The following is a 22,429-nucleotide window of genomic DNA, read 5'->3' as shown; positions in this document are numbered from 1 at the left end:
CGTGTTCCGCCCAGATCGTACGACCCTGCGCTCCGCCGGCTTCGTCGCCCTGTTCACCGGCGTGTTCCTCATCGTCAACACCCAGGTCGTGTACGCGGCCAGCAGCACGAGCGAGACCGGAGACCTCCTCGCCCCGTTGAACATCACCTCCTCCGAGGGCGTGCCGATCAACGGGTACGACCTCAGCTCCTCAGGCGGCTCGATCGTCAACTTCAAAGGGCAGGCCCTGGCGTTCGGGTTGTCAGGGCTGTTCACGATGATCCGGCTGCTGGTCGGGCTGGCCGGGTGGGCCGTCGAGGTCGCGCTCCGGTTCCCGCTGCTGAAGGTCCTCGCCCGCCCCGCGCAGAAGGTCGCAGAGACCTACGACAGCGTGGTCGTCGACACGATCGGGCTGAAGGGTCTCCTGCTCGCCTGGGCGTTCGTGTTCGCCGGGTTCATGATCGTGCGAGGGCGGGTCGGTCGCGGTCTGGGGGAAATCTTCCTCACCCTCCTCATCGGGGCGATCGCCGCGTCCGCACTCATCCGCCCCGACACCCTGCTCGGCCAGGACGGACCACTGGGCCAAGCCCAGCAAGTGGCCGCCGAGGTCGCCCAACAGAGCGTCAACTCCTACGACTGGCGCGGAAAGATCGCCAGCACTGACCCGTGCGCGGGCATGGCGGGCAACGCCGAACTCAAATGCCTGCAACAGGAAGACGAAGCCCCCGTCTCTGCCGAAGATGTGGCCCGGCCCCTGCAGGACTCCATCACCAACGCCTTGATCGTCAAGCCCTACATGCTGCTGGAGTACGGGCGCATCCTTGACCCCGCCAAGAAGTCCGACCTCAAGGCCTACGCCGTTCATCTCAAGTGGGTCTCCGGCGGATACAAGGCCTCCGGCAGCGCAGACGGCAGCGGCAGCACGGCGGACTGCGACTCGCTCGCCACGCCGCAGCGTAAGTACTGCGAGGAGCAGAACAAGAAGAAGGACGCCTGCTCCCTGCTCCACGGGCCCGCGAAGAAGTACTGCGAGGGGGACAGCAAGGACAACTGCGATGGAATCAGCGGCCCCGGCAAGGCGCTGTGTGAGGCCGGCACCGCCGGGGGGCTGCCGGGGTTGACGTCCGGGAGCGATCTGCTCAGCGCGTCGACGGCGATCACCAGTGAGGATGATCGGGAGTTCGCCGCCTTCCTCGCTGACATGAAGAATGCCGGGGATGTCGGCAAGGCGTGTGCCGCCTACGCCGAGGAGCCCACGTGGTGGCGGGTCGGCGGAGCCCTGTTGCTGCTGATCGCCGCGCTGTTCATTTGCGGGATGCTGCTGTCCAGCGCGATCGTGCTGCTGGGCACTCAGGGTGTGTGCGTGGGTGCGGCGGCGGTCGGTGGGGTCACGTTCGTGGCGGGCATGCTGCCCGGCCCGGCACGGCAGTCGGTGTGGAAGTGGCTGTCCCTGTGGGGTATCGCCATGATGGCCGTTGTCGGGATCTGCGCGTTCATCCCGGCTTTCGGGATCGCCATCGACGCGACCGTCACCAACGGGCCCGACCTGATGGTGGAGCGGATCCTGCTCATCGACGTGCTGGCCATCGCGGGGGCGGCCGGACACCGCAGGCTGCTCACTGGCATCACCTCCTTCGGCCGGCGCATGGCCATGCGGATGCGCTACGCCAAGGTCGGCGGCACTCATATGCCTGGCGACACCTCCGAGCTGGGTGCCGCGCTCGCGATGAACTCTCCTGCCGCGCTGGGCGGATACGGGGGCGGGCTGCGTCTGCTCGCCGGCGGCGGCCGGTACGGGACGCTCGGCACCCGTCAGCGGTTGATGGGCGCGCTCACCTCGCTGTTCGACGGCGCGGGTATGCCGGTGGACACCGGCGGGATTCTCGCCGACGCCACCGCGGAAGCGGGACGCGGTCTCGCCCCGCTGACCGCGGCCGCAGCGGTGGGCGGGCTTGGGGCCCGGCTGGGGCTACGGGGAGCGTACGGGCTGCTGATCGGCCGCCGCCCGGACGACGAGCAGCTCGCGAGGTGGCGCAGGCCCACGGCGAACGGCGATGCACACGCCGGCGGCCCGGACGGGGGCGACGAGGGCGGGGGGCCCAACGGCGGTTTCGGCGGCGGTGGTCCGCTCCGGCCTGGTGGTCCGCCGGACCGCTACCGCACCGAGGACGGCCAGATCGTCAACCGCCGGTCGGGCGAGGTGCTACACGACCAGAACTCCGACCGCACCCTGCTGGCCACGCGCGCCCACAACCGGCTCGTGCGCTACCGCGGATACCGCCTGCTCAACCGGGGCGGCCGGACGGCGTACGGGGCGACCTACGGTCTGCCGGTCACGGTCCGTCAAGCGCGAGAGGGAGGATCCCGGTTCACCCAGGACGCCCACCAGCAGCTTCAGGTGTGGGGCAACACCGTTCGCGAGGACGGCAGGGCCTGGGCTGACACCGGCCGGCATGTGGGACGGACGATGCGGGACGACGCGGACGATCGCGGGGGTGCCGTGCCGTTCACTCGCCGCTTGTCCACTCCCACGGCTCCCCCCGCCCCGCCTTCCCCGGCAGCCGGCCGGTCGTCCCAGCCCACGCGCCGCTCCGGCCCCCTCCCGGCGACTTCTGCCGCTCCGCCCTCGGCGCCGGTTCCGCCTCGCGCGCCCGCGGCAGGTGCGGGCAGCGGGCCGACCGCCCCGCCGGTGTCCCCGACGCGGCTTCGGGGCGGCCCGCCGCGGCGTCGCCCTGTACCCGGCGGGCCCGGGGCGGTCCTTCCCGGTGGCGGAAACGTGAGCGGCAGCACGCGGGACGAGGCGAGGAGGCGGTTCCAGGAGTTGCTGCGCCGGACCGCGGCCGACGCCGAGCTCCTGCGCCAGGAGCAGGAGCAGCCTCCGCAGGACGGTGATCCCGAGTGAGGAAGAGCCGACGCCGTCTGACGCGCTGGTGCTGTGTGATGGTGCTGCTGCTGTTCGCCGCCGTGTGCTGCGCCGCACCGGTGGGGAACGCGATCAGCGCGTACGTGGCGCTGAAGGCGGACGAGGACGACGGCGGTATCGCCCAGGGCGGCAGCGCCGCGGACATCCCGGCGCGGATGCTCACCGCCTACAAGAGGGCGGTCCAGCAGGTCGGAACGTACGTGCCGAAGTGTCGGGGCATGCGCTGGCCGATCCTCGCGGGGATCGCCAAGGTCGAGTCCAACCACGCCATCGGCCACAGCATCGCCGCCAACGGCGACATCCGCCCGAAGATCTACGGAGTGCTCCTCAACGGCTCCGGCCAGGGCGGCAACACCACCCCCGTCGCGGACACCGACAACGGACGCTGGGACGGCACCTCGACCGGGGAACGCGCGGTCGGCCCGTTCCAGTTCCTGCCCTCCACCTGGGCGTCGATCGGCGAGGACGCCAACGGCGACAAGGTCGCCGACCCGCACAACGCCGACGACGCCGCGCTCGGCGCTGCCATCTACCTGTGCGGGACGGGCCGCGACCTCACCCAGCGCGCCCAGCTCAACGCGGCGATCCTGCAGTACAACCACTCCAGCGAGTACGTCGCGAACGTGCTGGGCTGGATCGACCAGTACACCGTGGCCGCCGAGGACCCGAACCTGACGAACGTCACCGGGAAGGTCCGCACCGTCATCGAGGCGGCGCTCTCCCAGCGCGGTGTCCCCTACTCGTGGGGCGGCGGCAACGCCCAGGGCCCGTCGTACGGGATCTGCTGCTCTCCCAGTGGCAAGAGCGGCACCGCCATCAAGGGCTTCGACTGCTCGGGACTGACCCTGTACGCCTACGCGAAGGCCGGCGTCCAGCTGCCGCGGACCGCGGCCGCGCAGGCCGGTGTCGGGCAGCGGATCCCCTCCAGCCTCGGGACCGGTGTCCTCAAGGTGGGCGACCTGGTCTTCTTCGCCTACGCCCCTGGACGCGACTCCACGATCTACCACGTCGGGATCTACGTGGGGAACGGTCGCATGATCAACGCCGCCCGCCCGGGCACCGCCGTCCGCTTGGACGCGGTCAGCACGATGTCCGGCTACGCGGGGGGAGCACGGCTGCTGTGACCACTCCCCCGCACCCGCCGCGTCTGCTCGTTCTGAGCACCGTCGTGCTCGCCGTCGCCGGCATCGCGCTGCTGAGCGTGCCGCATGGTCCGGGGGCAGCAGCCCCGGTCGTGTCGCCGGCCGCATCGTCCGATCCGCGTTCGTCGCCGGTCTCCGCAGCGCCCGCTGTCGTGCGGCCATCATCCGTCCGTACGACGCCCTCCGCGACGAGCACCGCGTCGCCGCCACCGGTCGCGGAGTCGCCTCTGCCACCGCACGGCGAGGGTGTGGCCGGCGACCAGGCCGTCCAGAGCTCGCTGGAGAAGGCCTGGCCTGCCGACCTTCCCGCTCACGACGAACGTGAGCTGCTCACCGCGGGACGAGCACTGCTGCGTGCGGACGCCACCGGAGTCGGCCGCGCCCAGTGGCCCGGGCTCTTCCCGGACGCGGGCCAGGCGGTCGCCCCGGCGTTCTCCACTGCACGGTTCCGCGTCCAGGCCGCGATCGCCCGCCGCGACGGCAGCCCCGACAAGGCGGTCGTCCATCTGGTGTGGGCCGGCACGGACCGCGGCGGCACCTTCACCGATCTCCGCATCACCGACTGGCACTTCAAGCGAACAGCTTCGCAGAAAGGAGCGTCCACGTGGACTCCGCAGCCCCGTACCTGAGCGACCACGTCGATCAAGCTGCTGCTGGCCAGGTCCTCGGTCTGGTCACCGGTCTCGTCGGTGCCGCGGACTGGCTCTACGACCACTGGTACCTGCTGGCCCTGGTCATCGCCCTGTGCTGGGGGACGGGTGAACTCGTCGTACGCCGGCTCGCGGCCAAGGCGTCGGCCGAGCGGATGGCGCTCGAACTCGCTGCCACCCGGCACTTCGACCCCGGCCTTGAGCAGATCTTCCGGCGTGGGGTCCAGCTCGCACGCGCGTCCACCTCGATGCCCTGGTGGGTGCCCCGCCGGGCGAAGGCCGTGCAGATCCGGCTGCGCGCGGACGGCAGTACGCCACTGCGCTATCGGATCGAGGGCCCGGCGGGCGGTGAACGTCTGTTGTCGATAACGCCGTTCGGGCCGGACGTCACGGTCAACCGGGCCCGTCCGATCGCCGATGAGCCGCGCAAGCACACTGTGCGTGCCGAGTTCATCCTGCGGGGCAAGCCCACTGCCCCGCTGCGGGAGGTGCCGCTGGCACCCGACCCGCTCCAGCCGCTCATCGACGCCGTCGCCGACCTGCGCGCCGAGCTCGGCGACCTCGCCGAGCTCCGGCTCGACATCCAGCGTGCCCCGAAGTGGGCTCTGCGGGCACGCCGTCTCCAGCTCATGGGGGCTGCCCGCCGGTCCGAGCGCCGGGAGGCCCAGCGTGCCGCGCGCTGGCTGCGGCAGGACGCCTCCGGCATCGAGGACTCGTTGGGCTGGCAGTTGCAGCAGATGCTCACGGACAGGCCCGCTTCCGGTGCCGGGCGGCGCCTGGTGATGCCGCCGGTGCCGCGCCGGGTGGAGCCCGCCGAGGCGCTGGGCAAACTGGCCGAGGACGATCACCTTGTACGGGTCCAGCTGCTGGTGATGTGTGCGTCGAACACCGAGGGCCGGGCCGAGGCGCGGCTCGCCCAGCTCCAGGCCGCCCTCGACGTGTTCGGCGGGCGCTCCCGGTGGGCCATGCGCGGCTGGCGGCTGGGACCCTGGCGGCTCGGCGCCGACCACTGGCCCACCCGGAGCGGGTTCGAACGCCGCTGGGAACTGGGGCACTGCCAGCCGCCCCGCGCGAACTGGGTGCGGCTGGATGAGCTGACGGGTCTGCTCAAGCCGCCGACGGTGCACTGCCGCCTGCCGGTCCTCGCGGGTGACCTGCCCACCTTCGCGTTCCGCGATCCCGAGTTGCTGCTGCAGGGCATCTACCGGGGCCCGGACGGCCGTCAGCGGCTGGTGGCCACCTACGCGGAGGAGACCCTGTTCGAAGTCGGGGTCGGCCGGGCCGGCGGCGGGAAGACGGAGCGAGCCCTGGCGCAGGCGATCGGCTGGGCGCACGCAGGCGGCGGGCTGATGGTCGTCGACCCGCACCGCGACTCGTGGCCGCGGGCCATGCCGTTCCTCGCCCACGACACCTTGATGCAACGGATCGCGCTGGTCGACCTCAACGCTCTGGGCGCCAATCCGCGGGTGAGCTCGTGGAATCCGCTCGGGATGCACCAAGGGCAGGCGGCCCACGAGGTCGTCGAGGCGGTCGCCGACGCCTACGCTTCCGCGCTGGCCTGGGACGACGCCACGGCCCCGCGGGCGCTGACCATCCTCACCGCCGCGCTGACCGTACTGGTCGCGGTGAACGAGGCCGCCTGCCAGGCAGGCCGGCCCGAGGACCAGGCCACGATCTTCCACGTACGGGCTCTGCTCACCGACGACGGGTTCCGCAAGGCCGCGCTCGCCGCCGTGGCGGGCCGGCTGGACGAGGAGACCCGCGCCTGGTGGAAGGCGGTGTTCCCGGCCCTGCCGCCCGACGCGTTCGCCGTGGTCCTCAACCCGGTCGCACGGCTGGCAGCCAACCCCGTCACTCGGGCCTTTCTCGGGCAGCCGACCGGGGTCTACAACATCCGCGCCGCGATGGACTCCCGGATGATCGTGTGGGTGTGTCCAGGCGGTAACGGGCCCACCGACCGCCTGCTGACCGCGCTCCTCGCCCGGGACCTGCTACGGGCCGCGCGCTCCCGGCGCGACACCCCCGAGGACAGGCGGGTGCCGTTCCGCACCTACCTCGACGAGCTGATCACTCTGACCGGCGCAGCCCCGGAGACGATCGCCGCCATGTTCGAGGACCTGCGCAAGTACCGGGTCCACATCCACGGCATGACCCAGCTGCTGCCCCGGCTCCCCGGCGCGGTGCGGCTGTCTCTGCTGCAGAACGCCTCCACCCTGGCCACCACGGCAGGCTCGAAGTCGGCGATCGCGCCGATCACGGCCGAGTGGGGAGACGATCCCAGCCCTGAACGGGTCGCCACCATGGACCGGTTCGAGCACTACGCCTCCATGACCGTGCACGGCCGCCGGGTGGGGCCCATGCAGCTGCGCGGCCCGCACCTCGACGACGTCTTCGCGGCCCAGGCCCGCCCGCAGCAGGTTCCCGAGTTGGAGCGGACCGCCCAGGCGAATGCCCGGGCTCTGCCTCTGGACCAGCTCACCGGCCGGGCTGCCGAACAGCTGGGCCGCGTCACCGCATTCCTCGCCGACCACGCCCCTTCCGGCGCTGCCGTTGACCTCTCGAAGGAGAACGAATGGACCTGACCACCACCCGGAGCAAGAAGCGTGCGACGTCGGGGCTCACGCCCAGCACCGTCGAACCGCTCAAGCACCAGCTCATGGCGACGCTCGCCCAGCACCGGATGGCCTCCACCAGCCAGCTGCACGTGCTGCTGCGGCCCGACCGCTCCCGCCAGGCGGTCTCCGAGCAGCTGAACGATCTGCTCGCAGACCGCCTCGTCGACTTCGTCGTGCTGCCTCAGTCGAGCCGCACCCGGGTCTGGTACCTCACGCCGAAGGGCGCCCGCCTCACGAGGGACTGGCCGGCACTGCGAGGCCGGCCGCCGTACCCGATCACCTCGGCGACGGCCGCCTCCCTCAAGACCCCGCACACCCTGACCGTCCTGCGTGCGCATCTGTGTTTCGTCGCCGATGCGCGCCGCCGAGGCGACGAGCATGGCCACCTGGACTGGACCCCGGAGGTGTTCCACGCGATCGGGGACGGCGAGCGGGTCGTCGCCGACGCCGTCATGCACTACACCCTCGTCGAGGGCCAGCAGCGCCGGAAACTGCGGGCGTTCGTCGAGGTCGACCGCTCCACCATGAGCAGCGAGCGCCTGGCAGCGAAATTGATCGAGTACGCGAGGCTGTGGACGTACGAGCCCCAGCCCATCGGCCGGCGCCGCCAGGCGGGCAACCCCGGGTGGCTGCGCTGGTACCCGGTGTTCCCCCGGGTCCTGGTCGTGCTGACTGGTGCTTCGCGCCGGACGATGGACAACCGGATCAGCGACCTCAAGGCCATGGTCGCCCACCACCCGATCGTGGCTGATCTGGCCCGTGAGGTGCCGCTAGGGGCAGCCGTCCTGGAGGACCTGGACGAGTACGGCCCCACTTCTGATGTGTGGGTTCCGCTGGCCGGCGGCACGGGCCGGTCGTGGACCGAGCTGTGACGCCGCGTTCGCCGGCTCTGGATGTCACAGCCTCGCAATCGCTCGCCTACACCACTTGAGATTTGCGCACGCGAACATCTAGTTTACTTGTGCACAACCAAGTCGGCTCCGAAACCGCCGCCCCTGACAACCGCGTTGGGACACGCCACATGCCGCATGACACCGACAGCATTCGCACACACGAAGCAGGATCCGACATCCGATGGCCGACCCGAACCCTGGACGTCGCACACATCGGAGAGGCGTGCGTACTCCGCGGGAGCGGCGACTTCACCCTCACCGACTTGGGGGCCGTACGAGACCGCTTCCCCGGTCGGCACGTCACCCTCGACGGCGACGTGATCACCGTATGGCCGCCACCCCGACAGCGGCGAGGACGGCAACTCCCCCACCCCGCAGGCGAGTCGGACCCACAGGCACGCGTGCGTGGCCAGTAGCCCACCCAGGCAGGCCGCCAGAAGAACCACCGTGCGGCGGTCTCGTTCTCACCGCATACGGAGCCACAGGGTCCGTTCGACCCCGCGAACACGTCCGACGGCAGACGGGCACAACGGAAGAGGCCACAGAACTACAAAGCGACATCCGGTTTCGAAAGTGACCGGTTACGTCCTGAGTTGCGCACGTCAACTCAAATATCACGCTGGGAAGTTGACTGGCATATGCGTAACCTTGCGATCACGCAAACGGATCACCGCAGCTGGACCAGGCCGCGGTTCTTGGGCAGCCGCATGCCGGAGGCCGGGGGCACCGGTCTACCGCACCGCGTCGTACGGGGAGACCACGTGACAGCTATGAATCGACGCTCCAAGGGGCGCAGGACCGCCGCTGTTCACACCCGGAAGTACGCAACCGCGCTGCTCATCACCAGCAGCCTGGTGGCTATGGCCGGTTGTAGCAGCGGCGACTCGGACACATCGTCCAAACCCAGCTCCAGCCCATCGGCCGCCTCGCCGTCCGCGACTTCCACCGCAGGATCCGAGGACGCCGCCGTCCTCGCGGCCTACACCAGCTCCTGGCACGCCCAGACCGAGGCCTACAGCAAGGCCTCCTCGGCAGGCACCGATCTGAAGAAGAACACCACCTTGCGAGCCCTGTTCGACATTGAGCACGACCTTGAGGTCATGCGGAAGGACGGGCAGGTAACCACGGGCAAGCCGGTGATCAGTCCCAAGGTCTTGAAGGTGACCGCCGCCAAGATCCCCACGGCCACGGTGACGGACTGCATCGACACGACGCACTGGATCCTGACCGACAAGGCCACGAAGAAGCCGGTCCCGCTGCCCACGACGCGGCTCATCAAATACGTCAGCACCGCAAGTCTCGAAAAGTGGGGGAAGACGTGGATGGTCACGAAGTTGACCGCTCAAGAGCAAGCCTGTTAGCCCTCCGCCTCGCTGCACTCGCCGGTGCCTTCGCGCTGGCCTCAGCAGGTATCGCACACGCCGGCGATGGTCCGGGCGTCGGAGCCGGTAAGTGCCAGGTCATCAAGTTCTGCGTCGAAGCCGGCGACGGTGACGAAACCGGCGGCAGCGGCGGGCAGGCAGGTGGCTCGCAAGGCGGCGACAGCGGCGACAACAAGACGGAGTGCAAGTACCAGAAGGTCGATCCGAAGCCCCCCGCCGCATGGCCAGGTTGGAAGGGTGCCGACCCCAAGACGCACGACGTGTACTTCTACGGGTGCACAGACGGCGGCGAGAACAACCCGGACGGTTTTGTCGTCGTGCCGCTGGGACAGACTCCGGCGCCGCAGGTGGACCCCCGGGAGCTGGCGCAACGTGCGGTCGACTCCATGACGCTGCTCGGCCCGGACATCGCCAGCCCCCGAGCGGCCGGAACGTACACCGTGGGCGTCCCGATGTGGATGTGGGTCAACCAGAGCGCCACGACCTACGGGCCGAACACCGCCTCGGCCACCGCGGGCGGGATCACCGTCACCGCGACCGCGAAGGTGTCGAAGATCGTGTGGTCGATGGGCGACGGCTCCTCCGTGACCTGCAACGGCCCCGGCACTCCCTACACATCGTCCGAGGGCATGGCCCAGTCACCGACCTGCGGACACGTGTACTCCAAGACCTCGGCGGCCAACGGCACGTTCAAGGTCACAGCGACCTCGACATGGACGATCAACTGGCAGGGCGGCGGACAGGCCGGCCAGCTCACTGAGGTACGGCAGACCAATGTGCAGGTGGCAGTCGGCGAAGTACAGGTCGTCAGGTAACGCCGCCGGAAGGACAGAACGGTGAGCAAGACCCAAGAACGTGTAGAGACAGCCGGCTCGAACGGAGTCCCCCAGCAAGGACGCGTAGCCGGACCCGTGGCGCCTCCACGGGTGTCGGCGCGCAGGCGACGGCCCGGTGTCATCGCCCTGTCCCTGGCACTGATCGCCGCCGGAGGCGCCGGGGTTGCCGTCCTCCTGATCCAGGTCGGCAACCGCACGGACGTCGTGACCGTCGTCAGGGACGTCCAGGTTGGCCAGGTCCTGACCGAGGGCGACCTGGGCAGGGCATCCGTCGCCCTGGACCCGGCGGTCAAGGCGGTACGCGCCGACAACGTGAAGTCGGTCCTAGGCAAGCGGGCCGCCGTGGAGCTCAAGCCGGGCTCTCTGCTGGCTCCCTCGCAGGTGACGAAGGACTCGCTGGTGAAGGCCGGCGAACAGCTGGTGCCGATCGGCCTGGAACCCAAGGAGATCCCGGCCACCGCGCTGGTGCCGGGCCAGAAGGTGCAGCTCGTGCACGTCCCGGCTCAGGGGACGACGGACACCGGCACCGGCTCCGATGCTGCGCCGCGGACGATCGACGGCCGGGTCGTGAAGGCGTCCGGCGCCGCCCCCGGCACGGGCATCGTGGTCGTCGACGTGGCCACGGCCGCCGCCGAGGGTCCCACGGCCGCCGCGTGGGAATCGGCCGGCACCCTACGCCTGGTCCTCGCTGCTCCGGACGGCAGCTGATGGCTGTGATCGCGCTCGCCGGCTGCAGCGGAGCGCCCGGTGTCACCACCAGTGCCCTCGCTCTGCTGCTGTCGTGGCCGCTGGAGGCGGAGCGGCGGATGATCCTGGCCGAGTGCGACCCGGACGGCGGAGCCGTGCTGCACGGCCTGCTGCAGGGCACGCTCGGCGACCGCTACGGCCTGCGCAACCTCAGCGTCGCCGCGCGCAAGAACGAGTTCGGCGAGGCCTTCTGGAGGCAGCTGATCGACCTGAGCAGCGACGAAGGGAAGAACGAGTCCCCGCACGACCGGCTGCTGCTGCCCGGCATCACCGATCCCGCGCAGTCGGCGAGCCTCGGCCAGGTATGGAAGATGCTGGCGCAGATGTTCCGCGGCATCGAGGCGGAGCACGGCCACGACGTCCTGATCGACCTCGGCCGGCGCGGAGCGTACGGGCCTTCGGGGGTGCTGGCCGAGCAGGCCGACGCCACGTTCGTGGTGGTCCGCAACACCCTGCGCTGTCTGCAGGCGGCAGAGGGCCGGGTACGTGCGCTGGAGGAGCGCGTCGGCGACATCGGCGTGCTGATGATCAGTGAAGGACCGTATCCCGCGGGCGAAGTACAGCGCGTGCTGCAGGTGCCCGTGGTTGCCACGTTGCCCTACGCGCCGAAGGACGCCCGCGTGCTGTCCGACGGCGTCGAGCAGCCGCGACATTTCACCAAGTCGCCGCTGATGAAAGCCGCTCGCGCGGGCAGTACCGCGCTGGTCCAGCGGGCTGCTCTGCGCCGGGCCCGCCTCGATCCACGCGGCGCTCACGCCGCAGACGAAGAGGTGACCCGTGCACGCTAGGCCCCTGCATCCCGACCCCACGGTGGCACCACTGCCGCAGGCCAACGGCACGCCCGCGCCCGCCGGCGCCGCATCAAGCACCCACGTCCTGGGGACGGCGGCGCCGCAGGTCACCGTCGACCACCGGGTGGCCCGCGACATCGCATCCCAGGTCGCCAAGCAGCGTGAAGAGCTCCTGAAGTCCCAGCCCGGCATGGACCGGGCCAGCGAAGAACAACGCTGCCTGAACTGGATCGCCGAGGCCGTCGCACTGTGGTCGGACGCCGAGGCGATGACGCCGCAGCAGGACGAGGCCCTGCGCCGCGCCGTGTACGACATCCTCTTTCGGGCCGGCCGGCTCCAGCCGTACCTGGACGACGACCGGGTCGAGGACATCATCATCCAGGGCCCTCGTGAGGTGTGGCTCGACTTCGGCGACGGCGAACGCCGCCAGGTCGCGCCGATCGCCGACTCCGAAGAGGAACTCCTAGAGCTGCTGCGGGAGTTGGCCCGGGGCTCCGGGCACAGCGAGCGCACCATCTCCACCGCGAGCCCCACCCTCGCCCTGTCGCTACAGGACGGCTCCCGCCTCCAGGCCATCACCGGCCTCGGGCCGATGACCTACGCGGTCATCCGCCGGCACCGGGTCTCCCACGCGAATCTCGACGACATGGTCCGGCTGGGCACCATCGACCCGATCCTGCGCGAGTTCCTCGGTGCAGCAGTCCGCGCCGAGAAGAACATCATGATCGCGGGCAAGCAGAAGGCCGGGAAGACCACCCTGCTGCGGGCGATGCTCAAGGAGTTCGACCCGGAGACCCGGTTCGCGACCATCCAGACCGAGGACGAACTTTTCGCCCACGCCAACGGCTACCACCGGCAGGTCGTCTCCCTGGTGGGCCGCGAGTCCAACGGGGAGAAGGACGTCACCGGCCGCAGCGCCGGCGAGGTCACGCTCCTGGACCTGATGCATCCGGCGCTGCGGATGTCGCTGGAGCGGATCGTGGTCGGCGAGGTCCGCGGCCCCGAGGTCGTCGCAATGATGCAGGCGCTGACGAACGGGTCGGGCGGCAACCTGTGCACGATCCACGCGCGTCGCCCGGACATCATCTTCGACCGGATCGCCGAGCTGTACGCACTCGCGCAGGAGAACCTCTCCGAGCAGCTCGCCTACCGGCAGACCGCCAACGGCCTCGACATGATCGTGTACGTCGACATGACCGACGAGACGCAGATCGGCGGCCGACGCCACCGCTACGTCTCCCACGTCCTGGAGCTCACCGGGATCGGCGAGAACGGCCGGCCCGCCACCAACTCGGTCTTCTCCCCTGGCACCGAGTTCGGCGAAGTACGAGCGGTGCCCCGCATGGACCCTGCGTGCATCGACGACCTGCGCCGCGTCGGCTTCGACTCCTCCCTGCTCCAGCAGCCCTACGGGGCCTGGCCGGCGCCGCTGCCGCTGAAGGTGGGGGTACACCGATGATCCTGCTGTTCGCGCTACTCAGCGGCATGGCCGTGGTCGGCGGGCTGATCGGCGTCATCGCAGGTCTCGTGGGCACCACCGCGCCGCGCCGGGCCCCGCTGCGCCAGCGCTGGCAGGCAGCCCTGCACAGTTCGCACCCTCAGAGCGAGGACGCCCGGCTGCGCCGGCGAACCCTCAGCATCGCGGCCGTCGTGGTCTTCGTGGTCGTGTGGCTCGCCTCGGGGAACTTCGTCGGCGGCGCTCTGCTCGGCGCGGCCGTCGTCGGGGTGCCGTGGCTGATCACCCCCGCGCAGATGGCCAAGGACCGGATCGGGCAGCTGGAGGGCCTGAGCGAGTGGACGCAGCGGCTGGCCGGCCTGCTGCGGCTGGGCATGGGCCTGGAACAAGCGATGATCACCAGCCGTCAGGGGGCGCCGGACGCACTGGCCCCCCAGATCGTCAACCTGTCCGACCGGCTGCGTCTGGGGTGGCGCCCTGAGGGAGCGCTGCGCGCGTTCGCCGACGAACTGGACGACGTCACCGCGGACAAGGTGACCGCCGCGCTCATCCTCTCGGTCAACGACCGCGGCCCGGGCCTGGCTCAGGCGCTGGAGGACCTCTCGAACACCGTCCGCGACGAGGTCGCCCGAAAGCGTGCCATCGAGGCCGACCGGGCCAAACCGAGGACGACGGTGCGGTGGATGACCATCATCACCGTCGGAGTGGTGGTCGCGGGCTTCTTCGTGCCCAGCTACACCAAGCCGTACTCCACGCTCCTCGGACAGCTCGTCCTGGCCTTCCTGACGGCCGGATTCGTCGGCGTGCTCGCCCTGATGCGGCAGCTGGGCCACTTCCGCCGCATCCCCCGCTTCCTGGTCACCGACCCGGCCAGCGCCGTCCGGCTGCCCGCACCTGCCCCCGAGCCGGACCTGCCGGTCGCCGCCCGGGAGCCGGAAGGAGCAACCCCGTGAACCTGATCCCCGTTGTGCTCACCGGCGGCACGGTCGGCGCCGGCGCCGCCCTGCTGATCCGCGAGCTCCTCCAGCCACAGCCCGCGTTGGGGCCGGCCCTCAAGCGGAGCGCCCCAGCGACGCTGACGATGCCCGAGCCGGAACTGGACCGCGACGAGGTATGGGGGCGGTGGCTGCTGGCCCGCCTCGTACGCCTGCCAGGCGTACGGGTCCCCACCACGAACCTGGCCCTGCTGGGGCAGGGGCCGGGCCAGTTCATGCTCAAGAAGACCGCGCTCGCCGCCCTGGGCCTGCTCTGCCCGGTGATCGCCACGATCCCGTGGATCATCGCGGGCGTGGGACTCCCGTTCTACGTGCCCGGCGTCGTCGGACTCATCCTCGCGGCTCTGCTGTTCATCACGCCTGACCTGTCCGTACGGGACCAGGCCAAGCGGGCGCGGGAGGAATTCGCGCACGCGCTGTCCGCCTACCTCGACCTGGTCGCGCTCAAGCGGGCCGCCGACGCCGGCCCCGCCGAGGCCCTGGAGAAGGCCGCCGCAGTCGGTGAGGGCTGGCCCTTCCTCTATCTGCAGGGCGCGCTGCGCCGGGCCCGGCTGGAGAAGATTCCCCCGTACCAGGCGCTCACCGAGCTGGCCGCCGAGTACGACCTGCCCGTCCTGGACGACGTCGCCGACATCATGCGGGGATCAGCCACCGACGGCGCCGCCGTCTACAAGGCGCTGCGGGCCCGAACCGCCGCGCTCAACGCCGAACTCCTCGCTGACCAGGCCGCAGAGGCGAACACCGCCAGCGAGAAGATGACCGCCCCAGGAGCCCTCCTGGCTGTCCTGGTGATGCTGCTGATGGCTTTCCCTGCGGTGATCCGCATGCTGACCGTCTGATACCAACCCGACTTGTTCAACGCTTCAGAGAGGTACCGGAACATGAAGCACACCGCAGCCCGCACCCGCCGTGCTGTGTGGGCACGCGCCAACGGTGCGGTCCTCCGCGTGACCGCGCGCGTGCAGGAGGGTCTTGAGGAGGCCGCCCGCCGGCCGGACCGTGGCGACATCTCCACCACGACCGTCATCATCTGGGTGGCCGCCGTCACCGGCGCCGTCCTGATCGCCGGAACCATCGCCGTGGTGATCGCCAAGTACAACGGCAAGCTCAGCGGCCTGTGATGAGACCGCCGGCGAGGCTGAGGGACTGGTGGCGGGGGCGGCGGTGGCGGGAGGACCGTGGGGACACATCCATCCAGATGGCGATCGTGTTCCCGTTCGTACTGCTCGCCACCATCGCCGTCATCCAGGCCTCCATGTGGTACTACGCACGTCAGATCGCGCTGACCGCTGCCCGCGAGGGCCTGACCGCCGCGCGTGCCTACCAGGCAAGCCCCGCCGAGGGCGCTGCCCAGGCGCGGAGCGTGCTGGGCCGTACCGCGGGGGACAGCCTGCGCGGATACAGCGTCGCCGCGAGCAGTACCGGGCAGCGGGTGCGCGTCCAGGTGTCCGGCACGGCCCTGTCGATGATCCCGGGTGTTCCAGGGCTCACGATCACGCAGTCGGCGTCCGGCCCTGTGGAGCGCTGGACCGTCCCCGGAGGGTGAAGCACATGCGAACAGTGGCCTGTTGGGCACGCAGACTCCGCAGCGACGAGGGCAGCGCCGCCATCGAAGCAGCGATCGTCCTCCCGGCATTGATCATGTTCCTGTGTATGGCCATCGCGGGCGGCAGGATCGTCACCTCCGGCGCGAAGATCGACAGCGCTGCGGAGGACGCGGCGCGGGAGGCGTCCATCCACCGCACCGCCGACGCCGCCCAGAGCGCCGCCCGGGCGGCAGCCTCCGAGTCCCTCAACGACCAGGGCATCACGTGCGCATCGACCAGGGTCACCATCAACACGAGCGGTCTCAGTGTGCCGGTGGGGCAGGTCGGCACAGTCACCGCGACCGTGGTCTGCACGGTCAATCTGTCCGACCTCCTGCTTCCCGGCGTGCCCGGGGCCAAGACGCTGACATCGACGGCGACCTCGGTGGTGGACCAGTACCGGGAGCGAGGCGACTGATGATCTACCGTCTACTCGGCCTGCGCCGGAAGAAGCCGGACGACCGGGGCGGTGTCACCGTGTTCGTCGCCATCTGCGTCGTCGCCCTCATCGGGATCATCGGCATCGCCGTCGACGGCGGCAGCAAGATGCGTGCCACCGAACGCGCCGACTACATCGCCGGCGAAGCCGCCCGGGCCGGCGGGCAGGCCATCGATCCCGCCGACGCGATCAACGGGAAGGCAATCGTCGTCGACCCGCAGGCCGCCACCGCCGCAGCCCAGTCCTACCTGCGCTCCGCCAGCGCCACCGGCACAGTCAGCGTGTCCGGCGACGACAAGACCCTCACGGTCACGGTCACCGGCTCGTACGCCACCACGTTCCTGTCAGCGGTCGGAATCGGATCGTTGTCGGTGACCGGCCACGGCACGGCGACCCTCCTGCACGGCGTCACCGCACCTGAAGGAAACTGATGCGCACCACCCCCTCCCCCGCCGCGGCGGCAGGCCGCACCCTGGCCCGGGTATCCAAGGCCGTCGTGAGCCTGCTGGTGCTCACCGGCGCGGTCGCCGGGCTGCCGCTGCTCCTCGCCTGGGTCACCCCGGTCATCTGGGCATCCACCCACGACGACATCACGCACCTGCTCGACCAGCAGGACACCGGCGCCGCGTTCCTGCTGCTCCTCGTCGCGGTCGGCTGGATCGGATGGGCGCAGTTCACGTTCTGCGCCGCACGCGAGCTGATGGCTCAGCTGCGCGGCCGTACCTGGCACGCCCCGCGCGGCCTGGGCGCATCCCAGCGCGCGGCCGCCCTGCTGATCGGCAGCATCCTCGTTATGCTGCCCGCCAGTTCGGCCCTCGCCTCGCCCGCCCAGGCCGCACCGGCCACCTCCGCAGCCCGCGTTCCCGGCCAGACAGCCCAGGCTTCAGCGGCCGCTCAGGCCGAGCAGGCCTCGCCGTCCAGCGCGAGGACGTCGCCGTCGCGGCCGGTGTACACGGTGCGCGAAACGCGGCCTGCACAGAGCCTGTGGGGCATCGCCGAGCACGAACTGGGCGACGGCGAACGGTGGCGGGAGATCGCCGACCTGAACGAGGGCCACACCATGGTCGACGGCACGGTCTTCCGTGCGAACAGCTTTCTCCAGCCCGGCTGGCAGCTTCAGATGCCCGAGAGGGCGGGGACAGCGCCGGGGGTGCGCACCCAGTTCGGCGGGGAGCCCGCGGCCGCCGGCGAGGGGAGCGAGCACGTCGTCACCGTCCACTCGGGCGACTACCTGTCGAAGATCGCGAAGGAGGAGCTCGGCGCTGGCGGCGAATGGCAGGAGCTGTTCGCCGCCAGCGAGGGCAGACCGCAGCCCCACGGCCTCCCCGAAATCACCGACCCGGACATGATCTATCCGGGGCAGCAGGTCACCGTGCCCCGTACTCAGCCCGACCGGACCGAGCCGCCCCGCGGCACAGGCTCCGGCGGGGGAACCGACAGCCACAGCCGGTCGACCGCTCCCCCGAATGCCCAGCAGCCAGGCAGCGAGCAGACGCCGAGCAGCAAGGACACGCAGACTCCCGCGCCGAGCCACACCACCGCTCCGGAGCCGTCGGCTCCCAGCGTGCCGAGCAGCCGGCCTGCCCAGCAGCCAGGGCAGGAGCAGGGCTCTCCCTCCGAAGCGACCACCGCAACGCCGGAGCCCAGCACCAGCGCCTCCACGCCCGCCTCACCGCCGGCATCAGGCTCCGCGGCCCCCTCCCCCACTGCCACCGCACCGCCGTCGCCGTCGGCGTCGGCGTCGGCGTCGGCGTCGGCGTCGGGCTCTGCGTCCTCCCCCACCGCCGCACCGTCGCCGGTGTCGGCACCGGCCGACGGCCCGCTTGACCTGCGCACCGTTCTCGGCGCCGGTGCTCTCCTAGCCGCCGCTGTCACCGGTGCACTCGCCCTGCGGCGCACGCTGCAACGCCGCCGCCGGCGGCCCGGCGAGACGATCGCGATCGCGTCGGAGACATCTCCCGCCGAGGCCACCCTGGCGGCGGCCGCCGAACCGGGCGGAGCCGTCCGGCTGGACGTAGCGTTGCGGACCCTCGCCCACCACCTGATGTCGGACGAGACCGCGATACTGCCGCAGCTGCGGGCCGCACGGATCGGTGCGCGTACCGTCGAAGTACTGCCCGAGGACTTGGCCCAGGAGCCGCTGACACCCTTCGTGTCCGGGGAAGGCGACTGGTGGGTCCTGGACTCCGGCGCCGTCCTCCTGGACGAGGACGCCGCGCGCGACGTACCGGCTCCGTACCCGGGGCTGGTCACGATCGGCAGCACCTCAGCGGACGACCTGCTGCTGCTCAACCTCGCCCGAGTGCCCGCCCTGCTGCTGGACGGCAATCCGCTCCACATCACCGAGGTGTGCACCTCGCTCGCCCTGGAACTCGCAATGAGCCCGTGGGCCGGCGAAGTCGAAGTCGTCACCATCGGGTTCGGAGAGGACCTGCCGCAGCTGCTGCCCACGGCGCGCATCGCCCACATGCGGCAGGCCACGCACGCGCTCCGCGACCTGAGCGAACGCCTCCTGGAAGCACACCAGATGCCCGAGACCAGCCATCAGCCCTACCTGCTGCTGTGTGCGTCGTCTCTGGAATCGGACATGGCCTGGCAGTTCGCCGACGTCATCGACAAGGCAGGCACCGTACCCGTCACCCTCATCGCGCCAGCGAGCACGGCAGCCGCGCACTTCCCGGACGCGGAGATCCTCAACGCCTCGGTCAGCGAACCGCAGCTTCTCGATTCCGCCGGCATCGAGATCATTGTGCAGCGCCTGGAGCACGCCGCGTACCTTCAGATCACCACGGCGCTGCACGTGTCCGCGCAGCCGGCACACCCGGCCGAGGGCCCGTGGCAGGACGTCCCGGACGAGGCCCCCGCGATGCAGCCGCTCGATCCTGCGGCGGCGGCCGCCGATCCCGAGACGGCCGCGTCTCCCCCCGAGGCGTCGGCAACAGCCGTGAGCGGCCAGGCCTTTCCTGCCCTGCTCGCCGCTACCACCGATCCGTCGGGACTGCGTCTCCTGCCCCCGACAGCGCCAGCCCCGGAGGCCGAGGAGGACAACGATGCGTCCCCCTCCCTGCCGGTCGCCCCGAGCACCGAGAGCCGTGAGGGCGCCGAAGACGACGCCGAGCCTGCCGTCACGGACGGCTCACCATCCGAGGCAGCTGAGTGCGAGACGCATGATCTGCATGCCCCGGAAATCAGGGTGCTGGGCCCCCTCGAAGTGACCGGTGTGGACAGCACCGGCCACGGCCCGCGGATGGCGCAGCTCGCCACGCTGCTCTTCTTCCGGCCTGGCCGGAGCGCGGACGCACTGTGCTACGACATGGATCCCGTGAGCCCCTGGTCGACGAGCACCCTCAACGCCCGAATGCAGGGCTTGCGCCGATCTCTGGGCAGCGACCCCGCCGGCAACCCCTACGTGCCGCGCCGCAGTTCCGGGGAGGACCCCTACCGGCTCGCTCCCGCAGTGCGCTGTGACTGGGGACGGTTCATGCAGCTCGTCGAACGCGCCCTGCCGCTGGGCCCCTCCGGTCTCACCGAGCTGGAGAAGGCGCTCGCCCTGGTCCGCGGCCGGCCCTTCGGGGGCAACCCCCTCCCCTGGGCCGAGCCGTACCTGCAGGACATGATCACGCGCATCATCGACGTGGCGCACACCGTGGCCACCTACCGCACGCCTGTCGGCCCGCACCACGACCTGAGCGCCGCCCGGCAGGCCATCACGACCGGTCTCGAAGTCGACGACACGGCAGAACTCCTGTACCGGGACTGGCTACGCATCGAGCACGCGGCCGGGAACCGCCAGGGACTGCACATGGCGATCTCCCGCATCCAGCAAGTCAACCACGCGCTCGACTGCTCACTGGAGACCGAAACCTCACACCTCATCCACGAGCTCCTGAACGGCTCGGGCGGGTCCGCGCGCAAGGCGCTGTAGCTGTCTGACGAGCGATGCGCAGGCGGGTGCAGTTGCGCATTCACAGTCTGCGCCGTGGCGGTGTTCTTTGTGGCTCATGAACGATCGCCTGGGTACACCGCGTCAACGACTCGGAGCACCTCCTGCGGGCAGATCTTTGCCAACACGGGCAGGGGCGTCATCCACGGCCCCAGCGCGAATGCCTTCGCCAACAAGTGCCCAGCCCGCGGCAGACCCACTTCCCCGGCCACCTGGGTCAGTGCTCGCGCCTGCTGGTGCGGGTCGGTGAGGGAGAGGGCGATCCGCTCGGCCCGTTCATGGCCATCGGCCTGGGCCAGCAGCCTGGCCACCTCGGTCAGCACCTCGGCCTGGGTTGCCTTGTCGGTGAGGGTGCGGGCGACCTGCTCGGCGTCGCCGGCCACCAGCACGGCCCGGCCATGGTCACCGGCATCGGCCAGCACTCCGGCCAACTCAGTCAGCGCCCGCACCTGATGGTATGGGTCGGGGAGGGTGCGGGCGATCTGCTCGGCTTCGCCGGCCACCGCAAGGGCCCGGCCACGATCATCGGCATCGGCCAGCACTCCCGCCACCTCGATCAGCGCCCGCACCTGATGGTTCGGGTCAGAGAGGGCGCGGGCGAGCTCCGCGGCTACGTCGGCCGCCACCACTGCCCGGCCATGATCACCTGCCTCAGCCAGCGCCACGGCCACCGCGGTCAGTGCGAACACCTGCTGGTACAACCTAGTGAGGGTGCTGGCGATCAGCTCGGCTTCGCCGGCCACCCAGGCGGCCCGTCCATGATCACCGGCGACGGTCAGCGCCACGACCACCTTGGCCAGGGCCACCACCTGCCCGTACGGGTCATTGCCGGCGCGGGCAATCTGTGCGGCATCGCAGGCCGCCACGATGGCCCGTTCGTGATCACCTGCCTTGGCGAGCGCCACGGCCACCTCAGTCAGCGCCCGCCCTTGCTCGTACGGGTCGGGGAGGGCACGGGCGATCTGCTCGGCCCGTTCGCGGTCACCGACCTGGGTCACGCGGATCAGCACCCGCACCTGATCGTCCGGGTCGGGGAGGGTGCGGGCGAGCTGCTCGGCGTCGCCGGCCACCGCGACGGCCCGGCCATGGTCACCAGCAACCGCCAGCGCCTCGGCCACCTCGATCAGCTCCCACACCTGCCGATCCGGGTCGGAGAGGGTGCGGGCGAGCTGCTCGGCGTCGTCGGCCAGCGCGACGGCCCGTCCATGATGACCGGTCTTGGCCAGTGCTCCAGCCACTTTGGTCATCGCCTGTGCCTGCCTGCGCGGGTCGGGGAGGGTGCGGGCGATCTGCTCGGCCCGCTCATATTCACCGGCCTTGGCCAGCGCCTCGGCCACTTCGATCAGCACGCTCGCCTGATCGTCCGGGTCGGGGAGGGTGCGGGCGATCTCCTCGGCCCGCTCATATTCACCGGCCTTGGCCAGCGCCTCGGCCACCCTGGTCAGCGCCCACACCTGCTTGGGGAGGGTGCGGACGATCTGCTCGGCCCGCTCATATTCACCGGCCTTGGCCAGCGCCTCGGCCACTTCGGTCAGCACGCTCGCCTGATCGTCCGGGTCGGGGAGGGTGCGGGCGAGCTGCTCGGCCCGTTCAAGGTCTCCGGCCTTGCCCAGCGCCGTGGCCACCCTGGTCTGCACCCACACTGGCTTGGGGAAGGCGCGGGCCATGTACTCGGCGTCCGTGGCCACCACGACGGCCCGGCCATGATCACCGGCCTTGGCCAGCGCTTCTGCCACCTCGGTCAGCGCCCGCACCCGCTGGTACGGGTCGGGGAGGGTGCGGGTGATCTGTTCGGTCCGTTCGTGGGCACCGGCCTTGGTCAGCGCCACGGCGACCTCGGTCAGTGCAAACACCTGCTGGTGTTCTTCGGTGACGGTCCGGGCGATCTGCTCGGCGTCGTCGGCCACCACGACCGCCCGGCCATGGTCACCGGCCTTGGCCAGCGCCTCGGCCACTTCGGTCAGCGCCCGCACCCGCTGGTACGGGTCGGGGAGGGTGCGGGTGATCTGTTCGGTCCGTTCGTGGGCACCGGCCTTGGTCAGCGCCACGGCG

At 70.8% G+C, this 22,429-nt stretch carries 18 protein-coding genes; 17 read left to right on the top strand and 1 reads right to left on the bottom strand.

The window, feature by feature from the left end:
* Position 1: 1 nt before the first annotated feature.
* From ACGF5O_RS47705 to ACGF5O_RS47625, 17 genes are all read left to right on the top strand, one after another.
* The gene (locus ACGF5O_RS47705) at positions 2 to 2,881 is read left to right on the top strand and encodes a hypothetical protein (RefSeq protein WP_393816222.1); all 2,880 of its coding nucleotides are present in this window, start codon (positions 2 to 4) and stop codon (positions 2,879 to 2,881) included.
* The gene (locus ACGF5O_RS47700; RefSeq protein ID WP_393816221.1) at positions 2,878 to 4,026 is read left to right on the top strand and encodes a C40 family peptidase; all 1,149 of its coding nucleotides are present in this window, start codon (positions 2,878 to 2,880) and stop codon (positions 4,024 to 4,026) included. Before ACGF5O_RS47705 ends, ACGF5O_RS47700 begins: the two co-directional genes overlap by 4 nt.
* Entirely contained in the window at positions 4,023 to 4,673 is a 651-nt protein-coding gene (locus ACGF5O_RS47695) for a hypothetical protein (RefSeq protein ID WP_393816220.1), read from the top strand. The genes ACGF5O_RS47700 and ACGF5O_RS47695 overlap by 4 nt, the downstream gene beginning before the upstream one ends.
* A complete protein-coding gene (locus tag ACGF5O_RS47690) occupies positions 4,649 to 7,276 on the top strand; it encodes an ATP/GTP-binding protein (protein WP_393816219.1) in 2,628 nt (875 codons plus the stop codon). The genes ACGF5O_RS47695 and ACGF5O_RS47690 overlap by 25 nt, the downstream gene beginning before the upstream one ends.
* Complete coding sequence (locus ACGF5O_RS47685; protein ID WP_362657800.1) at positions 7,267 to 8,181, top strand: replication-relaxation family protein; 915 nt, start codon at positions 7,267 to 7,269, stop codon at positions 8,179 to 8,181. Before ACGF5O_RS47690 ends, ACGF5O_RS47685 begins: the two co-directional genes overlap by 10 nt.
* Positions 8,182 to 8,963: 782 nt before the next feature.
* Positions 8,964 to 9,563, top strand: coding sequence for a hypothetical protein (locus ACGF5O_RS47680; protein WP_393816218.1), 600 nt, complete (start codon positions 8,964 to 8,966; stop codon positions 9,561 to 9,563).
* On the top strand, positions 9,509 to 10,399 hold the full coding sequence (locus ACGF5O_RS47675; RefSeq protein ID WP_393816217.1) for an ATP/GTP-binding protein: 891 nt from the start codon (positions 9,509 to 9,511) through the stop codon (positions 10,397 to 10,399). Before ACGF5O_RS47680 ends, ACGF5O_RS47675 begins: the two co-directional genes overlap by 55 nt.
* 96 nt (positions 10,400 to 10,495) lie before the next feature.
* On the top strand, positions 10,496 to 11,128 hold the full coding sequence (locus ACGF5O_RS47670; protein WP_393816216.1) for an SAF domain-containing protein: 633 nt from the start codon (positions 10,496 to 10,498) through the stop codon (positions 11,126 to 11,128).
* Positions 11,128 to 11,955 carry a hypothetical protein gene (locus ACGF5O_RS47665; protein ID WP_393816215.1) on the top strand — a complete coding sequence of 276 codons (828 nt, stop codon included), beginning with the start codon at positions 11,128 to 11,130 and terminating at the stop codon, positions 11,953 to 11,955. Before ACGF5O_RS47670 ends, ACGF5O_RS47665 begins: the two co-directional genes overlap by 1 nt.
* Positions 11,945 to 13,417 (top strand): CpaF family protein, encoded by a 1,473-nt coding sequence (locus ACGF5O_RS47660; protein ID WP_393816214.1) that lies wholly within the window; start codon positions 11,945 to 11,947, stop codon positions 13,415 to 13,417. The genes ACGF5O_RS47665 and ACGF5O_RS47660 overlap by 11 nt, the downstream gene beginning before the upstream one ends.
* A complete protein-coding gene (locus ACGF5O_RS47655) occupies positions 13,414 to 14,367 on the top strand; it encodes a type II secretion system F family protein (RefSeq protein WP_393816213.1) in 954 nt (317 codons plus the stop codon). The genes ACGF5O_RS47660 and ACGF5O_RS47655 overlap by 4 nt, the downstream gene beginning before the upstream one ends.
* Positions 14,364 to 15,248 carry a type II secretion system F family protein gene (locus ACGF5O_RS47650; RefSeq protein WP_362657779.1) on the top strand — a complete coding sequence of 295 codons (885 nt, stop codon included), beginning with the start codon at positions 14,364 to 14,366 and terminating at the stop codon, positions 15,246 to 15,248. Before ACGF5O_RS47655 ends, ACGF5O_RS47650 begins: the two co-directional genes overlap by 4 nt.
* Before the next feature lie 42 nt (positions 15,249 to 15,290).
* Positions 15,291 to 15,530, top strand: coding sequence for a hypothetical protein (locus ACGF5O_RS47645; protein ID WP_393816212.1), 240 nt, complete (start codon positions 15,291 to 15,293; stop codon positions 15,528 to 15,530).
* Entirely contained in the window at positions 15,530 to 15,955 is a 426-nt protein-coding gene (locus ACGF5O_RS47640; protein WP_393816211.1) for a TadE/TadG family type IV pilus assembly protein, read from the top strand. The genes ACGF5O_RS47645 and ACGF5O_RS47640 overlap by 1 nt, the downstream gene beginning before the upstream one ends.
* A gap of 5 nt (positions 15,956 to 15,960) precedes the next feature.
* On the top strand, positions 15,961 to 16,413 hold the full coding sequence (locus ACGF5O_RS47635; protein ID WP_393816210.1) for a TadE/TadG family type IV pilus assembly protein: 453 nt from the start codon (positions 15,961 to 15,963) through the stop codon (positions 16,411 to 16,413).
* A complete protein-coding gene (locus ACGF5O_RS47630) occupies positions 16,413 to 16,865 on the top strand; it encodes a TadE/TadG family type IV pilus assembly protein (RefSeq protein ID WP_393816209.1) in 453 nt (150 codons plus the stop codon). The genes ACGF5O_RS47635 and ACGF5O_RS47630 overlap by 1 nt, the downstream gene beginning before the upstream one ends.
* The gene (locus ACGF5O_RS47625) at positions 16,865 to 20,359 is read left to right on the top strand and encodes a hypothetical protein (protein ID WP_393816208.1); all 3,495 of its coding nucleotides are present in this window, start codon (positions 16,865 to 16,867) and stop codon (positions 20,357 to 20,359) included. Before ACGF5O_RS47630 ends, ACGF5O_RS47625 begins: the two co-directional genes overlap by 1 nt.
* A 74-nt stretch (positions 20,360 to 20,433) precedes the next feature.
* Here the strand turns inward: ACGF5O_RS47625 and ACGF5O_RS47620 are convergent.
* A partial coding sequence (locus tag ACGF5O_RS47620) for a tetratricopeptide repeat protein (protein ID WP_393816207.1) occupies positions 20,434 to 22,429 on the bottom strand: 1,996 nt, incomplete at its 5' end.

It is taken from the genome of Streptomyces sp. NPDC048291 (genome assembly GCF_043201715.1).
GTDB lineage: Bacteria > Actinomycetota > Actinomycetes > Streptomycetales > Streptomycetaceae > Streptomyces.
The sequence above is the reverse complement of the archived record's forward strand: the minus strand, read 5'-3'. Positions and strand labels throughout refer to the sequence as shown.

Coding starts and splice junctions, on each gene's coding strand:
- ACGF5O_RS47645 (WP_393816212.1), top strand. CDS start 15,291: ATGAAGCACACCGCAGCCCGCACCCGCCGTGCTGTGTGGGCACGCGCC.
- ACGF5O_RS47685 (WP_362657800.1), top strand. CDS start 7,267: ATGGACCTGACCACCACCCGGAGCAAGAAGCGTGCGACGTCGGGGCTC.
- ACGF5O_RS47630 (WP_393816209.1), top strand. CDS start 16,413: ATGATCTACCGTCTACTCGGCCTGCGCCGGAAGAAGCCGGACGACCGG.
- ACGF5O_RS47665 (WP_393816215.1), top strand. CDS start 11,128: ATGGCTGTGATCGCGCTCGCCGGCTGCAGCGGAGCGCCCGGTGTCACC.
- ACGF5O_RS47625 (WP_393816208.1), top strand. CDS start 16,865: ATGCGCACCACCCCCTCCCCCGCCGCGGCGGCAGGCCGCACCCTGGCC.
- ACGF5O_RS47655 (WP_393816213.1), top strand. CDS start 13,414: ATGATCCTGCTGTTCGCGCTACTCAGCGGCATGGCCGTGGTCGGCGGG.
- ACGF5O_RS47640 (WP_393816211.1), top strand. CDS start 15,530: ATGAGACCGCCGGCGAGGCTGAGGGACTGGTGGCGGGGGCGGCGGTGG.
- ACGF5O_RS47635 (WP_393816210.1), top strand. CDS start 15,961: ATGCGAACAGTGGCCTGTTGGGCACGCAGACTCCGCAGCGACGAGGGC.